The following is a 24,638-nucleotide window of genomic DNA, read 5'->3' as shown; positions in this document are numbered from 1 at the left end:
TCCCACGATGCGCCGCACACTGTTCCTTTCCATCGCCCTTGCACTGCAGGTCACCGCCACGGCCGGCGCCCACGCCGCAGAACCGGCCCGCATCGCCAGCGAGGCGATCGCCTCGCAGCCACTGGATGGGGCGCTCAACGCGCTGTCGCGCCAGACCGGCCTGCAGTTCGTCTACAACGCGCAGACTGCCGGCAATCCGCGTACCGCGGGCGTACCGGCCGGGCTGAGCGCGGACGCGGCGCTCAGCCGCCTGCTGGCCGGGACCGGCCTGCGCTACCGCTATCTCAACGCCACCACCGTCACCATCGAAGCGCAGGATGCGGCTGCACCGGCATCCACCTCGGCGCTGGCAACGCCAGGCCCCGTGGGCGGCGCGGTCGCGGCATCGGCGCAGGCAGGGGCGGCGGCGCCCAGCGCGCAGGCGGCCAACCTGGAAACCATCCAGGTCACCGGCAGCTACAGCCGCAGCCTGGAGCAGGCGGTGGACATCAAGCGCGCCACCGTGGGCTTCTCTGACTCGATCGTTGCCACCGACGTGGCCGACTTTCCCGAACAGAATCTCGCAGAAGCGCTGCAGCGCATGCCGGGCGTGACCATCGAACGCAACAAGGGCCTGGGCACCAAGGTCAATGTGCGCGGCCTGCCTTCGGAGTACACCCACGTTTCGATCAACGACCTGGCCACCGCGTCGGGCAGCGGCGGGCGCGACGTGGAATTCGACATGTTCGCCTCGGAGATCATCCAGCAGGTGACCGTGCAGAAGTCGCCCACGGCCGCGGACGAGGAGGGGGGCATTGCCGGCTCGGTGAAGATTTCCACCGCGCGCCCGTTCGACTACAACGAACGCAAGCTGGTGTTCTCCGCCGAGGGCGCGCACAACAGCATCTCGGAGGAAGTGGACCCGCGCTTTGCCTTCCTCGCCGCCGACACGTGGGGGGACTGGGGCGCTCTGGTGTCGTACTCGCAGTCCAAGCGCACCAACCGGACCGACTCCACTTCGGGCATCAACTTCCGCCCGTCGTCACGCTTCCTCACGGCTTCGGGTACCCGCGGCACCCAGGCGCAGTCGGTGCTGCGCCGCGACGCAGGCGTCAACATCACCAACCGCAATGATGCCGAGCAGACCAACCGGGTCGTGTTCCAGGACAAGGTCGGCGACCGCGTCTACCTCAACGAGCAGGACAAGTGGGGCGCGACTGGATCGCTGCAGTACAAGCCGAGCAACAATTTCAACCTGACCTTCGACGCGATGGTCGGTGGCTATGACAGCACCGAGGATGAGTACGACGCGGCCGCCTATTCCGCCTCCAGCCGCAGCACCTTCGACACCATCCATTCGTACGACGCCAGCACCCTGTCCGAGTACGGCATGGTGGTGCTGCGTGATGTGTCCTACACCGCCACCCAGCACGAGATGCTGAGCAAGGAGCGGATCAACAAGACCGACTACAGCCAGTACAGCCTGGCCATGGACTGGAAGGGTGACCGCTGGTACGTGGATGCGCTGGTAGGGTATTCGGGCGCGGAGAAGACTTCGGATTTCTCCAACCTCAAGCATGTGGCCTATGCGCCGTCGCGTACCCGCTGGACCGGCGCCAGTGGTGAAACCCTTTCCACCGGCGCCGCCGGCAGCTTCGACATGTACAACGATCCGCGCCGCTATCTGTTCGAGGCCTACGAGACCACGCTGGAGAAGGTGAAGGATGACAAGTACGCCGCCCAGGTCAATGTCACCCGCCTGCTGGACATGGCCTTCCTGCCCGCGCTGCACACGGTCCGGTTCGGCGCGCGCTACACCGACCGTTCCAAGGAGCGCCAGTATGGCGAACTGAAGATCACCGGGCCGAGCGCTGGCAGCGCGGCCTGGGTCAACACCCGCACGATGGCCGACAGCCCGCTGCAGTACATCGACGACATCGTCCCCGGCGGCAGCTACTCCAACAAGGGGCTGGCCTGGCAGCAGATCTCCAACGACTACGCCCGCAGCGCATTCCGTTACGCGGGCTTCCAGACCCCGTTCGACCCGGGCCAGTTCTACCAGGTCGATGAGAAGGTGATGAGCTTCTACGCGATGGCCGACTTCGCCTTCGATATCGGCAGCGTGCCTTTCACTGTCAACGCCGGCGCACGCTACGTGGATACGAAGGTCGATTCGTTCGGCTACCACCCGATCCAGCTGCCCAATGGCAGCACCGGCTACACCGATACGCCGGTGTCCAAGGATGGCAGCTACGACGATCTGCTGCCCAGCTTCAACATGACCGCTGAGCTCGCGCATGGCCTGCTGCTGCGTGCGGCCGCGTCCAAGGTAATGATGCGCCCGGCGCTGACCGACATCGCCTACAAGCGCACCGCCAGCTGGAGTTCCTACCGTTTCACCGACGGCAATCCCGAACTGAAGCCGACCTACGCCAAGCAGTGGGAAATCGGCCTGGAGAAGTACCTGGACAACGGTGCGCTGTTCGCCGCCAGCTACTTCCGCAAGAACATCGACGGCGTGGTGATCAACTCGCTGACCGGCGTGGTCCAAGATGTGGCGGTGTACAACGCCAACGGCAGCCTCAATGGCATCTACGATTTCGACGTGTACCAGCCGGTCAATGCCAAGGGTGCCTACGAGGTCGACGGCATCGAACTGGTGGCGCAGCTGCCGCTGAACATGTTCACGCCGTGGCTGGACGGGTTCGGCATCAACGCCAACTACACGATGCTGGACAGCTCGCTGGCCGGCGAGTCCGACCTGGGCATCCGCACCCCGATGCCGGGGTTGTCGGAGAAGACCTGGAACTTCACCGCGTACTACGAGAATGAACGTTTCGACGCGCGCGTGTCCTACAACCACAAGGACGAGTACGTCGAATCGATCGGCTACAACCTGTACCCGATCTGGCGCGATGCCTATGGCCAGATGGACGTATCGATCGGTTACCGCATCACCGACAACATCAAGATCAGCCTGAAGGGCATCAACCTCACCAACGAGCGGACCAGCGGCTACACCATGGATCCGTCCTTCCCGACCATGGATGAGACCTCTGGCCGTCGCATCAGCCTGGGCCTGCGCGCGGACTTCTAGGCAAGCGTTCCCGCACGGGCGGCGTGCGGACCGGAGAGGGTCCGTGCGTCGTCCGTGCGCTTTCTCAGGAAAAGACTCATGAAGACCCCTCTGATGCTGGCGCTGCTCGCAGCAGCGGCCCCGGCGTTGTCGGCCACGACCCCGGCCGATGGCGGCCGCCAATGGCTGGCCGGCGACCACCACGTGCACAGCGAATGGAGCGTGGACTGGGACCGCAGCACCACGCCGCCCACCCCGGTCCGCGGTGGTGACTCGCCCTACAGCCGCAGCCGCAACGCCGTCCAGGCCAGAGCGTTCGGCCTGCGCTGGATGGTCCACACCGACCACGGTGGCCCCGGCCACTCCGCGGTCACCCGCGACCAGGCATATCCCGCGCTGCTGCAAGCACGCACCGACGTTCCCGAGGTGTTCCAGTTCAATGGCATGGAATTCGACGTGCCCGCAGGCGAGCACGCCTCCCTGATCATCGCGCCGGGCCCGCAGGAACGGGAGCAACTGGTCACCGCCGAGCGGGATTTCAGTCGCAGCGAACCGCTGCACGATAGCCGCGACAGCGAACAGCAGATGCAGGCCGCACTGGCCTACCTCGGGAGCCTGCGCCCGGCACCGCTGATGTTCATCAACCATCCCTCGCGCACCGCGACGGCGATGGGGCAGTGGGGCGAGGTGACCCCGGGCGAGCTGCGCGGCTGGCATGCGGCCGCACCCAATGTGCTGGTAGGCATGGAGGGTGCGCCCGGGCACCAGGCGATCCGCAGCGAACGCGGGCTGTACCGCAATGCGGCCGCCCCCACCATGGGCGGCTATGACCAGATGACCGCGCAGGTGGGAGGTGTGTGGGACCAGATGCTGGCCGATGGCATCCGCTTCTGGATCACCGCCAACTCCGACTCGCATGTGAACCTGCGCGACGGTGGGCGCGACTACGACCCGGGTGAGTACAGCAAGACCTATGCCTGGGCGCGCCCGGATGCGGAAGACATCCTGGATGCGCTGCGCAAGGGGCGCATGTTCACCGTCACCGGTGACCTGATCGATGCCTTGGAATTGCGCGTGACCGCTGGCGACTCCAGCGGCGGAATGGGCGATACGCTGGTGCTGCGGCCAGCGCAGACGATGCAGGTGGAGGTGCGGGTACGGCAGCCGGCCGGCACCAACGCGAACGGGCAGCCCCCGGCGCTGAAGCGCATCGAGCTGATCATCGGCGGCAGGGACGGGGAGGGCAGGCTGCAGATGCAACGGCGCGGCTTCGACGCGGCAACCTGGGTGCGGGAGGGTGACTGGATCGTGGCGCGCGGGTCACTGCCGGCACTGCCGCGCGGCGGCTTCGTGCGGGTGCGGGGCAACAGCACCGGTGCGGTTGATGCACTGGCGGACGCGCCCGGCGAGGACCCGTGGCAGGATCTGTGGTTCTACTCCAACCCGGTCTTCGTCACGATTGCCGGCAGCGTCATCCCGCCGCAGCGGTGACCTCGTATCGCCTGTTGGCGTGATGCACGTTGTCTGCTACAAGCCCATCTGCAGACGCAGACCGGAGGAAGGACCGCCGTGTCAGAACCCTATTCAGCCATGCTCAGCCTTCGCATGTGCCGCCAGGATCTTGCCCGATGGCTGGCCGCGCCGGTGCCTGCGGTATCCCGATGGTCAGACTGGCGAGGCATCGCCGGGCAGTGGCGCATGCACAACGGCGGGTACCTGCTGCTGGCGAGCGTACTCACGGGGATGTTTGTCTTCCTGTACTTTCTCGCACGTGACTACTTCAAGAGCCTCGGCTGGATGCTCGGCCCGTTCGATCCCAATCTGGGGTACCCCTCTGACGCGGCACCGTATCCGAGCGCCGCATGGCGCAGTTCCGCAGACCAGCCCACGGCACGCCGTGGGCCTTTCTGAGCGGCTTTACCTGGGCATCGATACGCCGTCCACCAGGCGCACGTTTGCCAGAGGCGGCGTTGAAGATGACCGGCCAGTAGGCTCGGCCGACGATCCCGGCACACCCTGGACAGGCTTCACAGATCTGTACTACCCAGCCGGGCATAGTGCCCCTTGGGTAGTCTGAGCGCGTCCATCCAGCCACGGGGTTTCCCCGAACGCCAGGAGGTCACTGTGCCAAGTTGGGACGAAGGAATGAAGCTGACGCGTCGCCAGGTGATCGCCGGCGGCGCCACGACCGTAGCGATGTCCGCCGCACCGGGGGCGTCATCGCTCGCCGCCGAACTGGCGGCGTCCCCGCCGCCCAGGCCGCCGGTCATCAGCACGGTGGCGTTGACCGTCAACGGCGCGCGCCGGGAGCTTGAGCTCGACACGCGGACCACGCTGCTCGACGCCCTGCGCGAACATCTGAAGCTGACCGGCACCAAGAAGGGCTGCGACCACGGTCAATGCGGTGCCTGTACCGTGCTGGTCAACGGTGAACGCATCAATGCCTGCCTCAGCCTGGCAGTGCAGCACCAGGGCGATGCCATCACCACCATCGAAGGCCTCGGAACCCCTGATGACCTGCATCCGATGCAGGCCGCCTTCATCAAGCATGACGGCTACCAGTGCGGGTACTGCACGCCAGGGCAGATCTGTTCGGCGGTGGCGGTACTGGACGAGATCAAGCGGGGTGTCCCCAGCCATGTGCAGGCCGATATCAGCGCACGGCCCCGGGCCACCAACATGGAAATGCGCGAACGCATGAGCGGCAACCTCTGCCGCTGCGGCGCCTATTCCAACATTGCCGAGGCGATGGCAGAGGTCGCTGGCGTGCCCGCTGCGGGGAGGCGCTCATGAGGGCCTTCAGTTACGAACGCGCGAAATCCCCGGCCGAGGCCGCCAGGGCCGTCGCCGGCACCGAGGGCGCGAAGTTCCTGGCGGGAGGAACCAACCTGCTCGACCTGATGAAGCTGGAGGTCGAGACGCCCACGCACCTGGTCGACGTGCAGGACATCGGCCTGGACAGGATCGAACCCACCCACGACGGCGGTCTGCGCATCGGCACGCTGGTCACCAATACCGCGCTGGCCTCGCATGAGCGCGTGCGCCGCGACTACGCAGTGTTGACCCGCGCGATCGTGGCAGGTGCGTCCGGGCAGCTGCGCAACAAGGCCACCACCGGCGGCAACCTGCTGCAGCGCACCCGCTGTCCGTACTTCTACGACCCCCATCTGCCCTGCAACAAGCGCCTGCCCGGATCAGGCTGCGGCGCGCTCGAAGGGTTTTCCCGGCAGATGGGCGTGATCGGTACCTCGGACAGCTGCATCGCGACCTATCCGGGCGACATGGCGGTGGCGCTGCGCGTGCTGGACGCCTCTGTCCAGACCGTCAAGGGTGACGGCAGCACGCGCAGCATTCCGATTGCCGATTTCCATCGTTCCCCGGGCGACAAGCCACAGCAGGACAACGTGCTGCAGCGCGGTGAGCTGATCACCCACGTCACGCTGCCGGAACCGCTGGGCGGCCGGCACGTGTACCACAAGGTACGTGACCGCGCGTCCTATGCGTTCGCATTGGTGTCGGTCGCCGCGGTCGTGCAGCGTGACGGCTCGGCGCGGTTCGCCTTCGGTGGGGTCGCGCCGAAGCCGTGGCGCATCGAGGCAGCCGAACCCCTGCTGCGCGAGAGCGTCAAGGCCGCGACCCAACAGGTGTTCGCCGGTGCCCGTCCAACGCGGGAGAACGCGTTCAAGATCGCGCTCGCCGAGCGCACCCTCGCCGCCGTGCTGGCCGAAGGAGAGCGCTGATGGCCCTTGAATTCAACGCCCCCGCCGGTGACAACCTGTTCGACAAGGCCAAGGTCGTCGGCAAGTCGACGCCGCGCATCGACGGCCCCCGCAAGACCACCGGCACCGCCCCCTATGCCTACGAGCGCCATGACGTGGCGCCGAACCAGGTCTACGGCTACATCGTCGGCGCGGGCATCGGCAAGGGGCGCATCATTTCGATGGATGCCTCCCGCGCACGTTCCGCTCCCGGCGTGCTGGCGGTCATCACCGCACCGGAAACCAAGCCGGTCGGCAAATCGAACTGGAACAACGCGCCGCTGTTCGGCGGGTCCGAGGTCGCCCATTACCACCAGGCCATTGCCTGCGTGGTAGCAGAGACCTTCGAGCAGGCCCGCGCCGCTGCGGCGCTGATCCGCACCCGTTACGAGCGCGGCAAGGGGCGCTTCGATTTCCCGGCGCTGGCGCCGTCCGCGCCGCTGGCAAAGGGGCGCGACGGCAAGCCCGACCGGCAGGCGCTGGGCGATTTCGACACTGCCTACGCGAGCGCTGCGGTCAAGCTCGACGAGACCTACCACACCTCCGACGAAAGTCATTCGATGATGGAGCCGCACGCCACCATCGCCGCCTGGGAAGGCGACACGCTCACCCTGTGGACGGCGAACCAGATGATCGACTGGGCCAAGCAGGGCATGGCCGCGATCCTCGGCATCGATCCCGACAAGGTGCGCGTGGACTCGCCCTATATCGGCGGCGGCTTCGGCGGCAAGCTGTTCATCCGCGCCGATGCAGTGCTGGCCGCGCTGGCGGCCAAGCAGGTCGGGCGACCGGTGAAGATCGCGCTGCAACGCCCATTGATGCCCAACAACACCACGCACCGGCACGCGACCATCCAACGCGTCCGGATCGGTTGCGCGAAGGACGGCAGGATCTCCGCCATCGCCCATGAGAACTGGTCGGGCAACATCAACGGCGAGGACGGCGAGAACGGTACCCTGCAGACGCCCAAACTCTATGCAGGCGCCAACCGCCTGGTGGCCAACTACATCGCCACGCTCGACATGCCCGAAGGCAATGCGATGCGCGCGCCGGGCGAAGCGCCGGGCCACATGGCGCTGGAAGTGGCGATGGACGAAATGGCCGAGAAGCTGGGCCTCGACCCCATCGCATTCCGCATCCTCAACGAACCCGAGGTCGTACCCGGCGATCCGAGCAAGAAGTTCTCCGACCGCAACCTGGTGCGCTGCCTGCGCGAGGGCGCGGAACGCTTCAACTGGAACAAGCGCAACGCCAAGCCGGCGCAGGTAAGGGAAGGGCACTGGCTGGTCGGCATGGGCGTGTCCGCAGGCTATCGCGGCGCACCCACGATGAAGTCGGCGGCGCGGGTCCGGCTTGATGGCCAGGGTGGGGTGATCGTGGAAACCGACATGACCGACATCGGCACCGGCTCCTACACAATCATCGCGCAGACGGCGGCCGAGACCATGGGCGTGCCGCTGGACCGGGTCCAGGTCACCCTCGGCGACTCCCGCCATCCGGCCTCCGCCGGTTCCGGCGGCCAGTGGGGCGCGGCAAGCTCCACCGCAGGCGTGTACGCGGCGTGCGTCAGCCTGCGCCGCAAGGTGGGCGAGAAACTGGGCTTCGACGGCGACACCGCAAACTTCGCCAATGGCCACATCCAAGCGGGTGGGCGGACCATCGACCTGGCCGAAGCGGGCACGCTTTCGGCAGAGGACGGCATTGCCTTCGGCAAGTTCAAGCAGGGGTACGACGTCGGCACCTATGCAGCGCATTTCTGCGAGGTCGCCGTGCATGCCTACACCGGAGAGACGCGCATTCGCCGCATGCTGGCCGTATGCGATGGCGGCCGGATCCTCAATCCTCTGTCCGCACGCAGTCAGGTCATCGGCGGGATGGTGATGGGTGCGGGCGCGACCCTGATGGAGGAACTGGTGGTCGACAAGCGGCTTGGCTTGTTCATCAACCACGACCTTGCGGGCTACGAGGTTCCCGTGCACGCCGACATTCCGTATCAGGAAGTGGTCTTCCTCGACACGCTGGACCCGGTGATCTCGCCGATGAAGGCCAAGGGCGTGGGTGAGCTGGGCATCTGTGGGGTCGGTGCCGCGATCGCCAATGCGGTCTACAACGCCACCGGTGTGCGCGTGCGCAACTATCCCATCACCCTGGACAAGCTGTTGCCCGGCTTGCCCGACGTGGGCTGACCCTTGCGCATGGACCGACCCGTGGCCTCACCCGTCCTGGAGCCCTCTGCGGCAGAGGGAGTGGAACCCAGGGATCCTGCCGGACACCTGTCCGCAGCGCCGGGCTTCCTCACCGAAGGCAGCCCGCGCGGCGTGCTCGAGGCGGCGTTGACGCACCTGCGCGCGGGCGAGCACGCCGTGCTCGCGCTGGTGCTGGAAACCGATGGCTCCACCTACGCCGGTTCCGGCGACATGGTGCTGTTCTGCAACGGCAGCCAGGTCGGCTGGCTCAGCGGCGGATGCCTGGAGCCCGAGCTCGCGCGACGCGCGGAGCAGGTGAGCGCGGCAGGGCAGGTCGACTGGATCGAGATCGACACCCGCAGTGACGACGATCTGTTGAGTGGGTCCGCGCTCGGCTGCCGCGGCCGACTTCGGATTGCGCTCCTGCCATTGCGTGCCATGTCCGGCATCGACGACGTGATCGAGGCTTGGTTGCGCGAAGGTGTGTCACTCCAGCGCGACCTTCGCACGTCGGGGCAGATCGTTTTCCGCGCCGGCCATCGCGAGCAGGCATGGCAGCTGCACCCGATGGACGGCACGCAGCCCTTTGGAGAAGCAGCGTGGCGTTTGCCCTTGCCCCGGCTTCCGCGGGCCCTGGTGTTGGGGGGCGGTCCCGAAACGCCCTTCCTGGTTCCGTTACTGCGGGGCCTGGGATGGCGGGTCGGCGTGGCCGAACGGCGGGCGCGCTGGGCCTCAGCGGGGCAGGGCGCGGATGCGCATCTCCAGGCCAGCCCGGCCGAGGCCCTCCATGCCGACCCGTGCGACGCGGTACTGGTGATGCATCACGATTTCGAACTGGACCGCGAGGCGCTGGTGGCCCTGGCCGATACCGAGGTTGCCTTCATTGGACTTCTGGGTCCGCGGCGAAGGCGTGAGGATCTGTTCAAGCTGCTGACACCGGATCAGCGCCACCGCCTGTCTTCCAGACTTCGATCGCCCATCGGCCTCAACATCGGCGGGCGGGGACCGGAGGCGATTTCGCTCAGCATCGCGGCGCAGCTGCAGCAATGGCGAAGCACCGCCGGCACGTGACCGCCGCGCATGCAGTCGTCGTGCTTGCTGCGGGCGGGAGCACCCGGCTTGGCCAGCCCAAGCAGCTGCTGACCCGGCAGGGCGAGACCCTTGTACATCGCGTAGTGCGGTTGGCCTTGGAGCTCGCGCCTTCGCAGGTGCTGGTGGTGGTGGGCGCGAACGCACAGGCCGTGACATCCAGCATTGCCGGGCTGGATGCCACCCCGGTAACCAACCACCACTGGGAAAGCGGCTTGGCCAGCAGCCTGCAGGTTGCTGGCACACACCTGCTGCCCGCGGTGGCTGCCGTGATGGTCGTGGCATGCGACCAGCCCGCGATCGAGCACTCCCATCTGCATGCGTTGCTTTCGGGTGCCCGCGCCTCGGCGTCAGGGTGCGCTGGCACCCGTCACGCAAACGCCCTTGGCGTTCCTGCAGTGGTGCCGCGCGCATGGTTCAATCAGGTGGGTGCAAGCGGTGACCGCGGCTTCGGAGCGCGCTTGAGGCAACTTCCCATCGATGCCGTGCATGCCCTTCAAGCGCCGGAGCTGGGCCTGGATATCGACACGCCAGAAGATCTCGCGCGTGCGCGCCTTGCGGGATGGATCGATGCCGTGAGGTGAGTCGCGTGATCACTGGACCAATGCCCGCCGCGCAGGTGACTAGCCCCGAACCCTCGCAGCCGCGGCTCTCTAGAGCCGAGCCAGGCTCGGCTACGGCATGCCACATCTCACCCCCTCCTGCACCTCGCCCGCGAACATCTGCAGCACCCGATCCAACAGAACAGGTTCCGGCACGCCAGCCAGTACCTGCTCCAAGTGGCCCAACGGTTGCAGCTGCCATTGGAGGAGCGCCCGCAACTGCACAACGGCGGGCGCCCGCTGCTCCGCGTCCAGTGAGACCTGCAACAGCAGATGTTTCGAGCGCCTCTCCAGCCACAGCACTGGTACGCTTCGGCAATGAACCTGGAAGTCGGCATCTCGATGCCGCTCGACGAACTGGAAGCCCTGTCGTGGCCGAGACTCCACGAACTGCATCGCCTGGCGGCGCAGTTGTGAGAATCGATCGTCGTTGATGCGTTGGAACCCGACAGGCGAGGGCACCGGTGGCGCCGGCCACTGCGCCTGTGCCGCAACCACCGCGACGAGACAGAGCGCGGTGGCCGCCCAGCGATGCCGCGTCACTCAGCCGTCCGGGCGTACCCGTGTACTGGCGTGCGCCACCAAGCCCAGCCCGGCCATGATCAGCCCCTCCATGACGCGCGGGCCGACGTATTGCTCCAACTCGCCGTTCTCGCGGGCGCGTTGTGCGGCCAACAGGATTTCCAGCACTACGCGAAGGCCGGCCAACGAGCAATCGGTGTCTGCCAGGGCGATGCGTCGGCCCGGCATTTGGTGGCGCTCTGGCCAGGGCTGGCCATCGGACGCAGCGCCGGAGCCGATGCTGTGCAGCAGGGCGATGAGCGTGTTCGGATCCAGCGCGGGACCGTTGGCGGGCGCGTCGTGGATCGGATGCGGGGCAGGGGAGTGGGGCGGGGTCATGGCTGGGCTCCTTGCGTGCATGCAGAAGCCGCCACCGATAAAGGTGGCGGACGGTGCGAGGTTCGAAACCCGGTGTTCGCTAAACCGGCAGGCACAAGGCCTCCACGCACCGCCCGCCATAGCCGGCCGACGGATTGCCAGCCGGCACCACACAGGGTGATGCCGGCTGGCAAGCGTTTACTTCAGCGAACTACCGGGGTTTCGAATCCCGGCCACCTGTTTTCGGTGGCACGGAGAGGAATACGCCCGGCTGTGCGCGATGCCAATGCAGTAAGGCCGATGCCGTCACCACATTCAACATTTTCAGAATCGTTGCATACGGCTCAATGAGGCCGGAGCCTTGCGCCGCAAGGCTGTTGTCGATGTCGGTGGTGCAAGCCTGACGAGTGTCGGCATCCGCCCGGTGGAGCCGTGAGCGAGGCGGATGCGACAGGATTGCCAAAGGCCGCCAGGCGTCAGTAGCCCTTCAACGCGGCCTTGGTCCGCTCCAGCCAGGCGGCATTGTGGCTCCGCGCGTGGCGCGACCAGTGCTGGGCATCGTCGATGATGCTGGCGAACAGGCTACGGGCCTGCTCGCGGTCGGTGGGCTGCGGTTGTGCCATCAGCCACTCGGCGTAGAGGCAGCGGGCGGCCGCATCGTTTCCGCATTCCACAGCGCGCTCGAATGCGGCGCGAGTGCCGGGGGCATGGGCGGTTGCCAATGCCTGCGCGTAAAGCAGCGACTGCTCCGGCTTGCGGCGCACGTCCGGATGGCGGGCGAACAGGCCGTCCAGCGTCTCGACTGCAAGTGCGGCGTATCCGGACTCCAGGCGGGCACGTGCCAGACCAGTAAGGATGTAGGGGTCGTCACCCAGTGGCGAGCTTGCGGCCTGCTCAAGCAGGGTTCTGGCTTCCTCCGCCTGGCCAGCATCCAGCAGCGTCATGCCCAGGCGAACACGGTTCTGCACGGTAGGCGTGCGCGCCAGCTCGGCGCGAGCATTGCGCAGGTCCTGGCCCGGGTCCATGAGCTGCTTGGCGGAACGGACGACCTGCCGGGCGCCGCGCGAGTGACGGGCTTCCGGAAAGTAGATCGCCAGGAAATAGACGACGCTGCCCAGCAGCGGGAACGAGAAGAGCAGGATGAGCCAGTAGAGGCTCTGGCCTGAGCGGATGGCGTGCACCGCGAAGTAGATGGCTGCCAGTATGTGGAGTCCGATTCCGATATAGGGCATGAGTGCCGCCTCGTCCGTGTGGGGGTTGGCACTATAGTGGGCGTGGGGTGGGGCGCCAATGGGTGGGCGACTTGGCGTGACGCGTCACGTTAATTGGTTGGATTCTGCGAGGTGGAGCGCTACATGTCACTATGCAGCGAGCTGCATTGACGGAAGGGGATACATGGAACGTACGCAGAAGACGCTAACGATGGCTGATGTTGCTGGATGGGGTTCGGCGCTCGTCACGTTCGGATTGATTCAAGGGGCCTTCTATCTGAAGGCGTATTGGGGGCACTTCGGTCTGGATCCCTTTCAGTTTGTTGCGGTGAGTGAGCTTGCGCTGGCAGGGCTTGCTGGGATGGGCATGGTGTTATTTCTCATACTGCTGGCCTCGCTGTTAGGCGGCTGGGTGGAAATGAAGGTCACGAGCGGCAGCTCCAAAAGCAAGCTGTTCGCATGGCTGTTTCCAGTGCTTTTCTTCACTGCCCTAGGGCTGCTGCTTTGGTGGTCGAACACGTGGCCTCTTCTGATAGGGATTCTTCTGACGGTCATCTGTGCGTTGATCGTGCATCTTTCGCCGGTGGTGCCCACCGCAGTGAAAGATTCCCCATGGCTGATCTACGCCTTGGTGATGCTGGTCTACGTCTCGATAGCTTCAAGCATGCTTGGCTCCCAGCGTGCCGAGAAGATTTCCTATGGCGGAGGCAAGCACGTGACGGCTGTGACTGTTGATGGAAAGGTGCAGGGCGACCTAAGCCTGATTGGTCGTCTTGGTGACAGCTATGCACTGTGGGACCCGGCGCGGAAGGCTACAGTGCTTGTGCCTGTTGGCGATGTTGGGAGGTTGGAGATTCTGCGAAAGAGTGTGATTCCTGTTTCGGCAGCCCCATAGGGCTGGATCTCGGCGAGCGCCAAGCTGAAAGTGGCAGTGCACTTCAGTACGGGGAGTAGCGATAAGGGATGTTTATCGAGGGTAGGGTGGATGTCGGACGCCGGCCGGAAGCAGACATCGGCCAAGGGCGTTGGATTACACGCTAGAACTTCAACCTCACGCCGCCATTCACCACAAACCCCTGCAGCGGTGCCCATGCATCCACGGTCCACTGGCCATCGTCGGCGCGGCGAGGGCGCAGCATCGGGTTATAGCCGCTCTGACGGACGTTGAGAATGTTTTCCAGGTTGAGGAACAGGCTGACTCTTCCCAGCACAACCTCCCCCAGTGCACCCACTTCCAGATACGGCCGGCTGCGTCGACGCCAGGGATTGTCGTCCAGCGCCTGGATGCCGGTGTAGTAGGCTTCGAGCCCTACGCGGCCACGGTCATGCTGCTCCCACATGGCAACCAGGCCTGCGCTGTGCCGGGGCGTAAGCGAGACCAGGCGTCGGCCTGCGCCTTCCTCGCCGGGCTCGCGCGCATCGGTGTAGACGTAGCTGCCGGTCACCGTGATGTCCTCCCAGCGGTAGCGCAGCAGAAGTTCACTGCCACGGGTGCGGGTAACGCCCTCCACATTGACCAGTTGCACGCGTTCTCCCGGGGCGGTCGCAGACCCCACCAGGCGTACCGCATGGTCGATGTCGGATGCGAACACGCTGAGGTTCAACTCCCAGGGGCCATGCACATAGCCAGCATCGATGGACCCGGTGGTAGCGATCTCTGCACGAAGGCCGCTGAGCGGCTCCAAACGTGACAGGCCAGCGGCCTCGATCTGCTCGACGAAGGGCGTAGGCGCGTAGAAGCCTCTGCCGATCGAGGCACGCAGGGTCCACTCGTCAGGGCGGAACAACAGCGATATGCGGGGGCTGACGTGCCCGCCATAGGCGCTGTGGTCATCCCAACGCGCACTGCCGGAAAGCGTAAGGTCATCGCGCAGCGCCTGCTCGGCCTGCACGAACAGGGCGGGCACGGTGTAGCGGTAATCGAACTGCGGGTATCGCGCGGAACGGAACCGGTCCTGCTGCGCGGCAATGCCCGCCAGCCAGCTGGTGGCGCCAGCTCCGGACGCATAGCTCACTTCGGCAAATCCGGTCTGATGAGTGTCGTTGTCCTGCTCAGGGCCATACCCGTGGTCGTGATCGGTGGACATGGCCGATGCGCGCAGCTGCAGGCGGTCGCTCTCGCGCACCGGAACATCGACCACGGCGCCGGCGTCAACGCGCTTCGTGCGCTGTGTGAGAGCGAAGGGCTGCCCATCGGGCGCCAGCTGACCGGGCAGCGTCCCGCCCAGCCGACTCTCGCGCGTTGCGCCTGCCGTCAGCAGTGCACGCGCTCCATTGTCCGATTCCCAGAACAGGCGCGGCCGGACCGTGGCTCGCTCGTAGCCGGGAATGTCAGCCCAGCCGTCGCCGTCCAGGTCCTGGCGGTCCTGTCGATGGTAGCCACCCACCACCGACAGGCCCCAGCGCTCGGCCAGCGGCCCGGCTGCATAGCCGGTCACGTCCTGGCCGCCGCGGCTGGTGGCATTGAGCAGCATTTCAGCCTCGGCGGTCTCCTTGGGCCGGCGCGATATCAGGTTCACCACGCCGCCCAACGCTGCCGGGCCGTACAACGCCGATGCGCCGCCCTTGATGATCTCGACACTGCCCAGGTCCGTCGGGGGAATCTGCAGCAGGCCGATGGACGATGACTGGCCGCCGTACAGCGGCAGGCCATCGGCCAGCAGCTGGGTATACCGGCCGCGCATGCCCTGGATGCGGATGTTCGATGCCCCCATGCCCGGCGAGGTGTTCTGCACCCGCACGCCCGCCGTCTCGGCCACAAGCATGGAGACGTTGCCCGGCGACATCAGCAGCTTCTCTTCGATCTCCTCCTGCGATACGACGTCCACTCGGACCGGTTCGTCGGAAACGCGACGCCCTAACCGGGTGGACTGCACCACCACCGCATCCAGCTTCACCGCCTCATCGTGGTGGTCGTCGTGCGCGGTGGGTGGTTCATGCGCACCGGCCTGGGCGACGGCGGACAGCAGGGCGGCGCTCAACGCCAGGGCAAGCGGATGGGGAAACAGGGTCATGGGTCGTCAGGGCGGGCAGGCCGCGCGGTGGCGAAGTAGCCCGGTCTTGTAAACCTTGATGCAGCTACAAGGTCAAGCGGCGGCCTTCGGCTGAAGTGCTTCCAGCACCCTGCAATCGGCTACGCGCCCGCCCGGGCAATTGCCGATCATCCGCTGCAGTTCGCCCTGCAGCGCCTGCAGGTCGCGGATCCGTCGCGCGATGTCGGCGATATGCGCCTTCACCACGTCGTCCACCGAGCTGCATTCGTGTTCGCGCTGCTCACCAAAGGCGATCAGCTCGCGGATCTGCTCAATGGAAAAGCCCAGCTCACGGGCCCGGCGCACGAATGACAGCCGCCGCTGGTCCTGTGCGCTGTAGTAACGGTAATTGCCGTCCGACCGCAGCGGTGGCTGAAGCAGGCCGATCTTTTCGTAATAGCGGATGGTCTCGGCCTTGGTGCCGGTCTGGCGGGCCAGCTGGCCGATGGTGAGGTGGGCGGACATGGGCTTGACCTTGTAGGGGCTACAGGGTTGATAACAGCTGCCCCGCCTCTGTTCAAGCCCAGGCCAAGCCTAGCCGGAGATACCCATGGATCACTGCTGCGGCCACAAGCGCCAAGAACTGGAAACGCTGGCACTCCGCAGCGCGCAACGGCGCGTGCTGGTGGCGGTACTGATCATCAATCTGGCGATGTTCCTCATCGAATTCGGCGCAGGCATCGTGGCGCGCTCAAGCGCGCTACAGGCCGACGCTGTCGACATGCTGGGCGACGCCATCGTGTACGGCCTGAGCCTGTGGGCGGTGAACCGGGGTGCGCGCTGGGAAGCCGGTGCAGCCTTGGCCAAGGGGGTGCTGATCCTGGGCTTCTTTGTGTTCATCGTGCTGGAGGTCATCGCCAAGCTGGCAAACGGCGTACCCCCTTCCAGCGGCGTGATGCTCGGCTTCGGCGCCATCGCGCTGGCGGCCAATCTGGTGTGCCTGGCATTGCTGTGGCAGTTCCGCGCACTCAACATCAACATGAAAAGCACTTTCGAGTGCTCCCGCAATGACGTTGCCGCCAACATCGGTGTACTGGTGGCTGCCGGGGGCGTAGCGCTCACCGGAAGCGGGTGGCCGGACATCGCAGCAGGCGCGGTGATTGCCCTGTTGTTCCTGAAATCTGCGTTGGGGGTGATTGGGGAGGCGTGGCCCGCGTGGCGGGCAGCGGCGAAGTAGCAGGGCGATCGAGGTGTGCGTTGGTTACGATTGTGCCGCATAGATGTCCGCTACTGGCCAAAAGCGGACACCAGCGGGGCAGGGGATTAGGAAGATTTATCGGGGGTAGGGAAGATATGGGCTGCATTCGACCCGAGGTGGTCATTCAGGATCGTCTCGCAGTTTGGGCGGCAATCGCCTGCGAATGGCAAGCGTGAGCGCGACGTGACACTCTAGGGGAAGACCCCAACATAGGGGCAGCAGTATTTTTTTTGAGGGTGCCGAACATTGTCCCGTCGGTTAAGATCGAGCCGGCGGCGGCCCAAAACGTCCCGCGCATAGCGAGGATAGGGAAATCCTGACCGGGGGGGCATATTGAAATTCATCCATTCTGCTGACTGGCAACTCGGCAAACCGTATCGGTACTTCGAGCCCGAAGTCCGGGCCGGCCTCAGCGAGGCGCGGTTCGAGGCAATCGATACACTTGGGCGCACGGCGGTCGAACACGGGGCACAGCACGTCGTCGTTGCCGGCGACATCTTCGACACCGAAGGTCCGGAGGACAGGACGATTGTCCAAGCTATATCCCGGATGAGTCGTCATAGCTGCCGCTGGTGGCTGCTTCCAGGCAACCATGATTTCGCCCGCAATGGCGGATTATGGGATCGCGTCCGTCAACGGGCGAGCGAGAACATCGCCATCTTGTCGAAGCCCGAGCCGATCGAGATGAACCCCGGCGTCTGGCTGCTGCCCGCGCCGCTTGAGCATCGCCACAATCTCGAAGATCCAACCGCCCGCTTCGACTCCATGGAGACGCCCGGCGCGGCTCTCCGTATCGGTCTCGCACACGGTTCGATCCGTGACTTCGGCTCGCAGGGCGAAACGAGGAACCAGATCGCGCCCGATCGCGCACGCCGATCGAATCTCGATTATCTGGCACTCGGTGACTGGCACGGGGCACTCCGCGTCGATGGTCGTACTTGGTATGCTGGCACGCCCGAAGTCGACCGCTTCCAGCGGGACGATCCCGGACAGGCCCTCGTCGTCGAGCTGTCGCCCGGTGTGGAGCCGTCCGTCACGCCGATCCGCACGGGCCGCTTCCAATGGCTTTTGCGGGACTGGATGGTCAGTGACCGGGCAGCGTTCGATGCCGAGTGCGATTTGCTCCTCGGCGCGATCGACGCGCCCACAACGCTTTTGCGCCTTACGCTGGCTGGTATCACCAGTCTCGGCGACCGGATTGACATGCTGGGTCGACTCGAAAACGATCTTAGCCATCAGCTGCGGTATCTCGACGTGCGCGCGGATGATCTGGTGGGTCGGCCGAGCGAAGAAGACATTGCGAACTTGGCCGTCGAGGGCATGCTCGGGGCGGCGGCGGCGATGCTTAATACCAGGATCGAAAGTGGCGGCGAAGATGCGGCGATTGCGAAGCGGGCCCTTGAGCGCCTCTTCGTCGAATATAGCCGGGAGGAGTCGGCATGAGTTTCGCCATTCGTCGCATCGTGGTGAAGAATTTCCGGAAATTCCGCGCACCCGTCGTGATCGAGGGCCTTACCGACGGCCTCAATATCGTCATCGAGCCGAATGAGACGGGCAAGTCGACGCTTCTCGAGGCTTTGCGCGCGGCCTTCTTCGTCCGCTTCAACACGCGCAATCAGCTGGCCCAATCCTTCGCCCCACACGGCGATGCGGTCAGTCCTGAGGTCGAGGTCGCTTTCGATGTCGATGGCACGTCTTGGTCGGTGACCAAGCATTTCTTGCGCAGCGCCTCGGTCGAGGTCTCGGGGCCTCAGGGCCGTGCGCAGGGGGAGGAGGCCGAGGCGCGGTTGAGTGCGCTGCTCGGCTCGGTCCGCGACACGAGCCGAGGCGGCGATGTCGCGACCTATGGCGCGCTCGGTTTACTTTGGGTCGCCCAGACCGAGGCCTTGTCCGTGACCGCGCCCGGCCAGATCGTGCGCGACAGCATCACCTCCACGCTCGAGGCGGAAGTCGGATCGATCATTGGCGGCGCTGCCTATCGCCGCGTCAGGGATCGGGTCGAGGCTCAGTATGAGCTCTACTGGACACCGACCGGCCAGAAGCGTGGCCGACAAACCGACGCGCGTGAGCGGCTCGAGGCCGCCGAGACTACCGCGCGCGAAACCGCAGATCGATTGGCCACGCTGGAGCGCAGCTTCTCAGATGTCGAGGCTACTCGCGCCCGACTGAAGATCATCCAGCGCGAGATGTCGGACAACACAGACGCGCAGACGCGTAGCGGCCTGGTTGCTTCGCTCGATATCGCACGAGCGGCGGCCCAGATCCTCACCACCCGTCGTGCCGAGCAGGAAGCGGTGAACGGCAAGGTGAAGGCGCTTGCGGACCTCCAGCAGCGCCACGACGACGCGACGCAGGCCCGGATGGATGCCAACGTTGCGCTGACCCAGGCAACGGAAAAGCGTCTCGGGGTCATCGACACATTGTCGGCGGCGAAGCAGAGGGTGGTGGATGCGCGCTCCGCACTCGATTCCGCACGCACGGACCGCCAGGCCGCACGAACAGCCCTGGCTGATGGCGAAGAGCGGATCCGACAAAGCCGTCGTGGTGCCGCGATCCAGGCCGCGCGTCGGCGGCATGCCGACCTCCTGAAGCTTGAGGAACAAAACAGCACCGCGAAGGCGCTCTCCGACACGGCGATCGCCCCGAAAGTGCTGGCGTCGCTTGAAGCGCATGATCGCGCCGTTGCGGAAGCGCAAGCGGTGGTGAACGCCGGCGCAACCCGGATTGCATTGTCCGGCTCAGCGGACGGAATTACGATTGATGACGAGCCAATGGCAATCGGCGCGCGCATCGTTGATCGCGAAGTTCATATCCGCTTCGGCGCCGCCGAGCTTCAGATCACGCCGCCGGCGTCTGCCACCAGCGCCGCGGAGGTCTTGGCGTCTGCGCTTCGTAAGCGGAAAACGGCGCTCGACGATCTCGGCGTCGTCGATCTTGCTGCCGCGAGAGCCCGCAACGAGATTGCCAAGGATGCCGCAGCGGAGCTGCGAACTTTGGAGGCGCGCATCGAAGCGGCCACTCCCGCCGATGATGTCCTTCAGCTTGCCGCTGGATCCGCCGCGCTCAAACTGTTCGTCGCCGAGCTCGGCACGGAAGATGCCATAGGGGAGGGGGAACTTCCCGATATCGCGGCGCTCACGAAGGCGATGGATACGGCCGATAGCGCCGCAGCCCGTGCCGAAGGGGCACAGGATAGCGCCATCGAGGCCCTGCGTCGCGCCGAGCAGGAGGAAGCGCCGCTTGCGACGGCAGAAGCCAGGGCCTCGAGCGACGTTGCCAACGCCGTCAGCGCGCTTGAGGCGATCGAGCGGCGACCTGAATGGACGACGCTTACCAAAAATCTGGCCAAGGCGCGCGAGCAAGCCGCTGAGGCTTCGGTCAGGGTTGAAGACGCGCTCCGCGATGCTTCTGCGCACGACGTTGCGGCAATCGAGCGGAAGATTGAATTGATCGATGCAAGGGTGCGCACGGCCGTAGAAACCCGAACTCGGCTGGAGACCGATATCGCGCGCCTTGAAGGGACTATCGAGAGCGAGGGCGGGCTCGGCCTCGCCGATCGGACAGCTGCCGCCTCCGAGGAAGTTGAGGTGGCTCGTCTTGCCCTTCAGCGCATCACCGATGAAGCTCAAACGCTGAAGGTGCTGCGAAGCACGCTCGATGCCGCCCGTAACGAGACGTCGGCCAAATTTGTCGGTCCGGTGGCGGCGCGAGCGAAGCGTCATATCGAGCGTCTCCTGCCCGGATGCGAGCTCACCTTTTCGGAGGATCTCGGTCTCGAAAGCGTGATCCGTGCGGGCATGGAGGAAAGCTGCGCGAGCCTATCGCGCGGTACGCAAGAGCAGCTTGCTGTCCTTACGCGCATTGCATTCGCCGATATGCTGTTGGAGCAGGGAAAGCCCGTATCGCTGATACTGGACGATCCGCTGGTCTACTCCGACGATGCCCGTCTCGACACGATGATCGAGATTCTGTCGGAGGCCGCAACCCGCATGCAGGTCGTCCTTCTCACCTGCCGTGATCGCGCCTTCCGACATGTCGCTGGAAATCGGATCGCATTGTGACAATGAAGTCATCAATCGCCGATATGTAGTCATCGAGAAACGGGAGAATCCAAAAATGGGGATTTCGATGATGAACGAACGCGGACGCGATGTCCGCGCGGCAGATCACCGCAGGGGGTAATGGTGGCTGATCGGAGCGCAATTTCGACAATTACTGGCTATTTCTATCAATTCGATCGCTCGATCCTCAGCATCCTGGGACTATCCAGTGCGAATGATTCGGTATCGATCGAATGCATCGAGGATATCGACATCCACACGGCTACAGAAACGACTGCCGTCCAGTGCAAATATTACGAGAAATCCGAATATAATCATTCGGTCATCAAGCCTGCCATCATGTTCATGCTCGCGCACTATAAAGCGGGCCTGACCGCCGGCCGGCCAACGATCCAGTACCAGCTCACCGGCCATTTTGCGTCCGGGCAAGATAAGTTGGCGCTCCCATTCGATATCAACTTCCTCAAAACAAATTTTCTCACAACTGCATCAAAAGATAAGACGGTTAAAAAACACGAAGAGCTTGACGTCAGTGACACGGAGCTTGAAGAATTCCTGAAAGTTCTCTCAATCGACGTGAATGCGGCGAAATTCAAGGATCAGTTTCAGGCGATCATCGATAGTCTTGTCAAACAGTTCGGATGCTCACCGTTCGTGGCAGAATTTTTCTATTATAACAACGCTCTGCGGGTGATCAAGGAACTGGCGATCGAGCCGGACGAGGCTCTGCGCGCCACGACAAGGGCAGCCTTCATAAAGCGAATAGATACATCTTCTTACATTTTTGATGAGTGGTTCATCGCCAAGCTCGGTACGGCCAAATATTATGGCGAACTACGCAACGAGTTTTTCGCGGCGGGCGTCAATGTCTCCCCGGCCGACCGTCTTTTCATCATCCACCCGGCTGGCGAAAAATACAGCCGGAACGTGGTCAAGACGCTTCTGAAGACTATCTCCCGGAAATACTCCAAGCTCTCCAAGCGAGATGCAAAGCCCTTTTCGCCCTACGTGCTGCTCGTGGGCATCGATGATAGTGAACTTGCCGGTCTCAAGCAGGAGCTGCACAACGAAGACGTTCGCTTCGTTGACGGCTACGATTTCAAGGGTGCCAAGTTCGATGCCGGGTCGATCTCCCGACCGGCATCCGCCCAAGCCGGTCCGGCCCTGAGGCTATTCTGCGATCTTGCGGAGGCGAGGCAGACCTTTCTATCGTTCCGACGCTCGCGCGAGATCTACGAGTTCTATCGCAATCAGCACGTTGAAGAATTTGGTGATAGCGCTATAAGGCACATCCGGTTTCAGATTCCAAATTACGAAGATATCGACAAGATCATTTAGGGGGTGGCTATGAGTGAGGTAAAAGCAGAAGTCGTCGCTGTCTTTCCTAACAAGGTCAAGATCGTCGTCGATGACCTCGAGAATTTCAGGATTGCTGAGGAATCTCTACGCGTCGGCTCATATTTAAAGATCGCCGACAATGAGAATTCGGTACTGGTCGCCATCATTGAGAACTTCCAGATTCAGGCGCGCGACGACGGAAGCCAGGACTATGTGATCGAGGCTTTCCCGCTCGGCATTCTGCGCGATAAGAAGTTTGAGCGCGGCGGAGACGCCCTCGCGATCCCGCCGAAGACGGTCCAGCCGGCGTCGATCGACGATATTCGCTTGATCTATGGCAGCTCGTTACCCGTGAAGGATCGCTTCTGCTTTTCGAGGCTCGCGACGAACAAAGAGGTTGAGGTTCCCGTCGACGGGAACAAATTCTTCAACAAGCATATCGCGGTGGTCGGTTCCACGGGCTCCGGCAAGTCCCACACGGTCGCAAAGATCGTTCAGAAGGCGGTCGGGGCTAAGGGCGACTATACGTTGAACAACTCGCACGTGATCATTTTTGATATCCATTCAGAATATCGCGCGGCCTTTCCGGAAGCGAATTTCATCGACAGCTCCAGCCTAGTACTCCCCTACTGGATGCTGAGCGGCGAGGAGTTGGAGGAGTTCTTCCTCGACACCGAGGCGAATGATCACAATCAGCGCAACGTGTTTAAGGATGCCGTGATCCAGAGCCGTAAGGCGCACTTTACCGGAGCGGATGACGACAAGAACCGGATCCACCTGGACACACCGCTCCTGTTCGATATTCGCGATGTTCTGGATCACGCCAACCATCGCAACACGGAGATGGTCGATACCGGAGAGGTATATGCTTCGAGCAATAAGGAAAAGGCAGGGCAGCCTAAGCTCACGCAGGGCAGCCTTTATGGGCGGCTGACCAACTTCGTGAACCGTCTCGAGAGCAAGATCAACGACCGGCGCCTCGACTTCTTCCTAGGCGAGAAATCCAAGTCGATCTCTTTCGAGGAAACGCTGCGGTCCATTCTCGGCTACAGCACGGGCAAGCTGCACAATGTGACCGTTATCGATTTGAGCGGCGTCCCGTTCGAAGTTTTGAGCATCACAGTCTCGCTGATCTCGCGCCTGATTTTCGAGCATGGCTACTTCTACAAGCGCCTGCGTTGCGCCGCCGATCCGCGGGAAAAGATCAACAACGATGCACCGATTCTTCTCGTTTACGAAGAGGCGCACAAGTATGTGCCGAATAGTGAACTGTCGAAGTTCCGCGCCTCGAAGATGTCGATCGAGCGCATCGCCAAGGAGGGCCGCAAATATGGCGTTACATTACTTCTCGCGAGTCAGCGGCCCTCGGAGATCTCCGAGACGATTTTTTCACAGTGCAACAATTTTATCGCAATGCGCCTGACCAATCCGGTCGACCAAGGCTACGTTCGTAAGTTGCTGCCGGACTCGCTGGGGACGCTCATCGATAAGATGCCGGCTTTCAAGCAGGGGGAGGCGCTGCTGGTCGGAGAATCGATCGCGCTGCCGTCTGTAGTCCAGATCGAGGCATGCACAGTGGCTCCAGCGTCGACTGACATTCCCTATTGGGATCTCTGGCAGGAGCAATGGAAGGATCTAGCGATCGATAAGATCCGCGACGAGTGGTTGCGCCGCTAACTAGGCGAAGGCGGCGGCAGATGGCAAAATGTTTATGGTCGGTCTGGGACAGCGGTCTGCGGATTGGCCAGTGTCGGTCGGGCTCAAATTACTTCAGTAGTCGAGCGGCAGGCCGCAGATTGACGACAGTGGCAGGATGATGGCGAACGCCGGCGTTCCGATTGCGCACATTTCTGGAACTGTCGATCGACGATGCCGAGCGAGCAGCGTCCATCATTCGGCGCCATTCTTGCGCTTGGCAGGCGGTCAGCGACAGCCAGGCCAAATCTTCCGGGAGGAGTTCGCGGCCTTCGGGGGTGATCAGCCGATCACCGAGGAAGGAAAAAACCGGCCCAAGGGCCGGTGAGGTCAATACGGTGGTGCGGGTCGAACTCAATCATGCCGCGATCTCATCCTTGGCCGGGGACTGAGGGCGCAGGCAAGAGCCAAGCCAGAGGCCCAGCCATTGCCACACGGAGCCAACAAAAGCCCAGATTCGACGGATACTGGATTTCGCATAATGTATACAACGTGTGCCTTATCGAAGTTCGGCACAGCCGCTTCCGCCTTGTA

The 24,638-nt window shown here is 63.9% G+C and carries 20 protein-coding genes; 14 read left to right on the top strand and 6 right to left on the bottom strand.

Translation table 11 applies throughout. The features are described 5' to 3' along the window. Positions 1 to 7: 7 nt before the first annotated feature. The 8 genes from V3B46_RS00100 (at position 8) to V3B46_RS00065 (ending at position 10,672) form a co-directional block, all read left to right on the top strand. Entirely contained in the window at positions 8 to 3,076 is a 3,069-nt protein-coding gene (locus V3B46_RS00100; RefSeq protein ID WP_329890745.1) for a TonB-dependent receptor, read from the top strand. 78 nt (positions 3,077 to 3,154) lie between these two features. Further along, on the top strand, positions 3,155 to 4,546 hold the full coding sequence (locus tag V3B46_RS00095) for a CehA/McbA family metallohydrolase domain-containing protein (RefSeq protein ID WP_329890744.1): 1,392 nt from the start codon (positions 3,155 to 3,157) through the stop codon (positions 4,544 to 4,546). A gap of 78 nt (positions 4,547 to 4,624) precedes the next feature. After that, complete coding sequence (locus V3B46_RS00090; protein ID WP_329890743.1) at positions 4,625 to 4,966, top strand: hypothetical protein; 342 nt, start codon at positions 4,625 to 4,627, stop codon at positions 4,964 to 4,966. A gap of 234 nt (positions 4,967 to 5,200) precedes the next feature. Beyond that, the gene (gene paoA / locus V3B46_RS00085; RefSeq protein WP_329890742.1) at positions 5,201 to 5,848 is read left to right on the top strand and encodes an aldehyde dehydrogenase iron-sulfur subunit PaoA; all 648 of its coding nucleotides are present in this window, start codon (positions 5,201 to 5,203) and stop codon (positions 5,846 to 5,848) included. Further along, complete coding sequence (locus V3B46_RS00080; protein ID WP_329890741.1) at positions 5,845 to 6,795, top strand: FAD binding domain-containing protein; 951 nt, start codon at positions 5,845 to 5,847, stop codon at positions 6,793 to 6,795. The genes paoA and V3B46_RS00080 overlap by 4 nt, the downstream gene beginning before the upstream one ends. Next, positions 6,795 to 8,999, top strand: a complete 2,205-nt coding sequence (paoC, locus tag V3B46_RS00075) for an aldehyde oxidoreductase molybdenum-binding subunit PaoC (protein ID WP_329890740.1) — start codon at positions 6,795 to 6,797, stop codon at positions 8,997 to 8,999. The genes V3B46_RS00080 and paoC overlap by 1 nt, the downstream gene beginning before the upstream one ends. Before the next feature lie 9 nt (positions 9,000 to 9,008). Then, positions 9,009 to 10,070, top strand: coding sequence for an XdhC family protein (locus tag V3B46_RS00070; RefSeq protein ID WP_329890739.1), 1,062 nt, complete (start codon positions 9,009 to 9,011; stop codon positions 10,068 to 10,070). Further along, on the top strand, positions 10,046 to 10,672 hold the full coding sequence (locus V3B46_RS00065) for a nucleotidyltransferase family protein (RefSeq protein WP_329890738.1): 627 nt from the start codon (positions 10,046 to 10,048) through the stop codon (positions 10,670 to 10,672). Before V3B46_RS00070 ends, V3B46_RS00065 begins: the two co-directional genes overlap by 25 nt. A 90-nt stretch (positions 10,673 to 10,762) precedes the next feature. On the opposite strand, the gene V3B46_RS00060 is transcribed toward V3B46_RS00065, so the two are convergent. From V3B46_RS00060 to V3B46_RS00050, 3 genes are all read right to left on the bottom strand, one after another. Beyond that, positions 10,763 to 11,233 carry a hypothetical protein gene (locus tag V3B46_RS00060; RefSeq protein WP_329890737.1) on the bottom strand — a complete coding sequence of 157 codons (471 nt, stop codon included), beginning with the start codon at positions 11,231 to 11,233 and terminating at the stop codon, positions 10,763 to 10,765. Then, positions 11,234 to 11,590 carry a hypothetical protein gene (locus V3B46_RS00055; RefSeq protein WP_329890736.1) on the bottom strand — a complete coding sequence of 119 codons (357 nt, stop codon included), beginning with the start codon at positions 11,588 to 11,590 and terminating at the stop codon, positions 11,234 to 11,236. A 455-nt stretch (positions 11,591 to 12,045) separates the two neighbouring features. Then, entirely contained in the window at positions 12,046 to 12,801 is a 756-nt protein-coding gene (locus V3B46_RS00050; RefSeq protein ID WP_329890735.1) for a hypothetical protein, read from the bottom strand. A gap of 163 nt (positions 12,802 to 12,964) precedes the next feature. Here V3B46_RS00050 and V3B46_RS00045 point away from each other — a divergent pair, with 163 nt between their 5' ends. Beyond that, complete coding sequence (locus V3B46_RS00045) at positions 12,965 to 13,675, top strand: hypothetical protein (protein ID WP_329890734.1); 711 nt, start codon at positions 12,965 to 12,967, stop codon at positions 13,673 to 13,675. A 142-nt stretch (positions 13,676 to 13,817) separates the two neighbouring features. Here the strand turns inward: V3B46_RS00045 and V3B46_RS00040 are convergent, their stop codons facing one another. Both V3B46_RS00040 and V3B46_RS00035 read right to left on the bottom strand, forming a co-directional pair. Beyond that, a complete protein-coding gene (locus tag V3B46_RS00040; RefSeq protein ID WP_329890733.1) occupies positions 13,818 to 15,794 on the bottom strand; it encodes a TonB-dependent receptor plug domain-containing protein in 1,977 nt (658 codons plus the stop codon). A 72-nt stretch (positions 15,795 to 15,866) separates the two neighbouring features. Further along, positions 15,867 to 16,277 carry a MerR family transcriptional regulator gene (locus V3B46_RS00035; RefSeq protein ID WP_180878399.1) on the bottom strand — a complete coding sequence of 137 codons (411 nt, stop codon included), beginning with the start codon at positions 16,275 to 16,277 and terminating at the stop codon, positions 15,867 to 15,869. A gap of 160 nt (positions 16,278 to 16,437) precedes the next feature. Here V3B46_RS00035 and V3B46_RS00030 point away from each other — a divergent pair, with 160 nt between their 5' ends. From V3B46_RS00030 to V3B46_RS00010, 5 genes are all read left to right on the top strand, one after another. Further along, positions 16,438 to 16,989: a cation efflux transmembrane domain-containing protein gene (locus V3B46_RS00030; RefSeq protein WP_329890732.1), complete on the top strand. Its 552-nt coding sequence runs from the start codon at positions 16,438 to 16,440 to the stop codon at positions 16,987 to 16,989. Positions 16,990 to 17,343: 354 nt separating this feature from the next. Continuing rightward, complete coding sequence (locus tag V3B46_RS00025) at positions 17,344 to 18,453, top strand: metallophosphoesterase family protein (protein ID WP_329890731.1); 1,110 nt, start codon at positions 17,344 to 17,346, stop codon at positions 18,451 to 18,453. Then, positions 18,450 to 21,071 (top strand): AAA family ATPase, encoded by a 2,622-nt coding sequence (locus V3B46_RS00020; RefSeq protein WP_329890730.1) that lies wholly within the window; start codon positions 18,450 to 18,452, stop codon positions 21,069 to 21,071. Before V3B46_RS00025 ends, V3B46_RS00020 begins: the two co-directional genes overlap by 4 nt. Positions 21,072 to 21,191: 120 nt before the next feature. Next, the gene (locus V3B46_RS00015) at positions 21,192 to 22,409 is read left to right on the top strand and encodes a DUF4297 family anti-phage-associated protein (protein ID WP_329890729.1); all 1,218 of its coding nucleotides are present in this window, start codon (positions 21,192 to 21,194) and stop codon (positions 22,407 to 22,409) included. Between the two features lie 9 nt (positions 22,410 to 22,418). Further along, positions 22,419 to 24,086, top strand: a complete 1,668-nt coding sequence (locus V3B46_RS00010) for an ATP-binding protein (RefSeq protein ID WP_189719461.1) — start codon at positions 22,419 to 22,421, stop codon at positions 24,084 to 24,086. Positions 24,087 to 24,174: 88 nt separating this feature from the next. Here the strand turns inward: V3B46_RS00010 and V3B46_RS00005 are convergent, their stop codons facing one another. Further along, the gene (locus V3B46_RS00005) at positions 24,175 to 24,462 is read right to left on the bottom strand and encodes a DUF3653 domain-containing protein (protein ID WP_329890728.1); all 288 of its coding nucleotides are present in this window, start codon (positions 24,460 to 24,462) and stop codon (positions 24,175 to 24,177) included. Between the last annotated feature and the right edge of the window lie 176 nt (positions 24,463 to 24,638).

It is taken from the genome of Stenotrophomonas sp. SMYL11, from assembly GCF_036320005.1.
Classification (GTDB): Bacteria; Pseudomonadota; Gammaproteobacteria; order Xanthomonadales; family Xanthomonadaceae; genus Stenotrophomonas; species Stenotrophomonas maltophilia_A.
The sequence above is the reverse complement of the archived record's forward strand: the minus strand, read 5'-3'. Positions and strand labels throughout refer to the sequence as shown.

What these genes read in the sequence shown, in the direction of transcription:
- V3B46_RS00040 (WP_329890733.1), bottom strand. Translation starts at nt 15,794, where the DNA reads ATGACCCTGTTTCCCCATCCGCTTGCCCTGGCGTTGAGCGCCGCCCTG.
- V3B46_RS00055 (WP_329890736.1), bottom strand. Translation starts at nt 11,590, where the DNA reads ATGACCCCGCCCCACTCCCCTGCCCCGCATCCGATCCACGACGCGCCC.
- V3B46_RS00045 (WP_329890734.1), top strand. Translation starts at nt 12,965, where the DNA reads ATGGAACGTACGCAGAAGACGCTAACGATGGCTGATGTTGCTGGATGG.
- V3B46_RS00095 (WP_329890744.1), top strand. Translation starts at nt 3,155, where the DNA reads ATGAAGACCCCTCTGATGCTGGCGCTGCTCGCAGCAGCGGCCCCGGCG.
- paoA (WP_329890742.1), top strand. Translation starts at nt 5,201, where the DNA reads ATGAAGCTGACGCGTCGCCAGGTGATCGCCGGCGGCGCCACGACCGTA.
- paoC (WP_329890740.1), top strand. Translation starts at nt 6,795, where the DNA reads ATGGCCCTTGAATTCAACGCCCCCGCCGGTGACAACCTGTTCGACAAG.
- V3B46_RS00035 (WP_180878399.1), bottom strand. Translation starts at nt 16,277, where the DNA reads ATGTCCGCCCACCTCACCATCGGCCAGCTGGCCCGCCAGACCGGCACC.
- V3B46_RS00010 (WP_189719461.1), top strand. Translation starts at nt 22,419, where the DNA reads ATGAGTGAGGTAAAAGCAGAAGTCGTCGCTGTCTTTCCTAACAAGGTC.
- V3B46_RS00020 (WP_329890730.1), top strand. Translation starts at nt 18,450, where the DNA reads ATGAGTTTCGCCATTCGTCGCATCGTGGTGAAGAATTTCCGGAAATTC.
- V3B46_RS00015 (WP_329890729.1), top strand. Translation starts at nt 21,192, where the DNA reads ATGGTGGCTGATCGGAGCGCAATTTCGACAATTACTGGCTATTTCTAT.
- V3B46_RS00100 (WP_329890745.1), top strand. Translation starts at nt 8, where the DNA reads ATGCGCCGCACACTGTTCCTTTCCATCGCCCTTGCACTGCAGGTCACC.
- V3B46_RS00065 (WP_329890738.1), top strand. Translation starts at nt 10,046, where the DNA reads ATGGCGAAGCACCGCCGGCACGTGACCGCCGCGCATGCAGTCGTCGTG.
- V3B46_RS00050 (WP_329890735.1), bottom strand. Translation starts at nt 12,801, where the DNA reads ATGCCCTATATCGGAATCGGACTCCACATACTGGCAGCCATCTACTTC.
- V3B46_RS00070 (WP_329890739.1), top strand. Translation starts at nt 9,009, where the DNA reads ATGGACCGACCCGTGGCCTCACCCGTCCTGGAGCCCTCTGCGGCAGAG.
- V3B46_RS00080 (WP_329890741.1), top strand. Translation starts at nt 5,845, where the DNA reads ATGAGGGCCTTCAGTTACGAACGCGCGAAATCCCCGGCCGAGGCCGCC.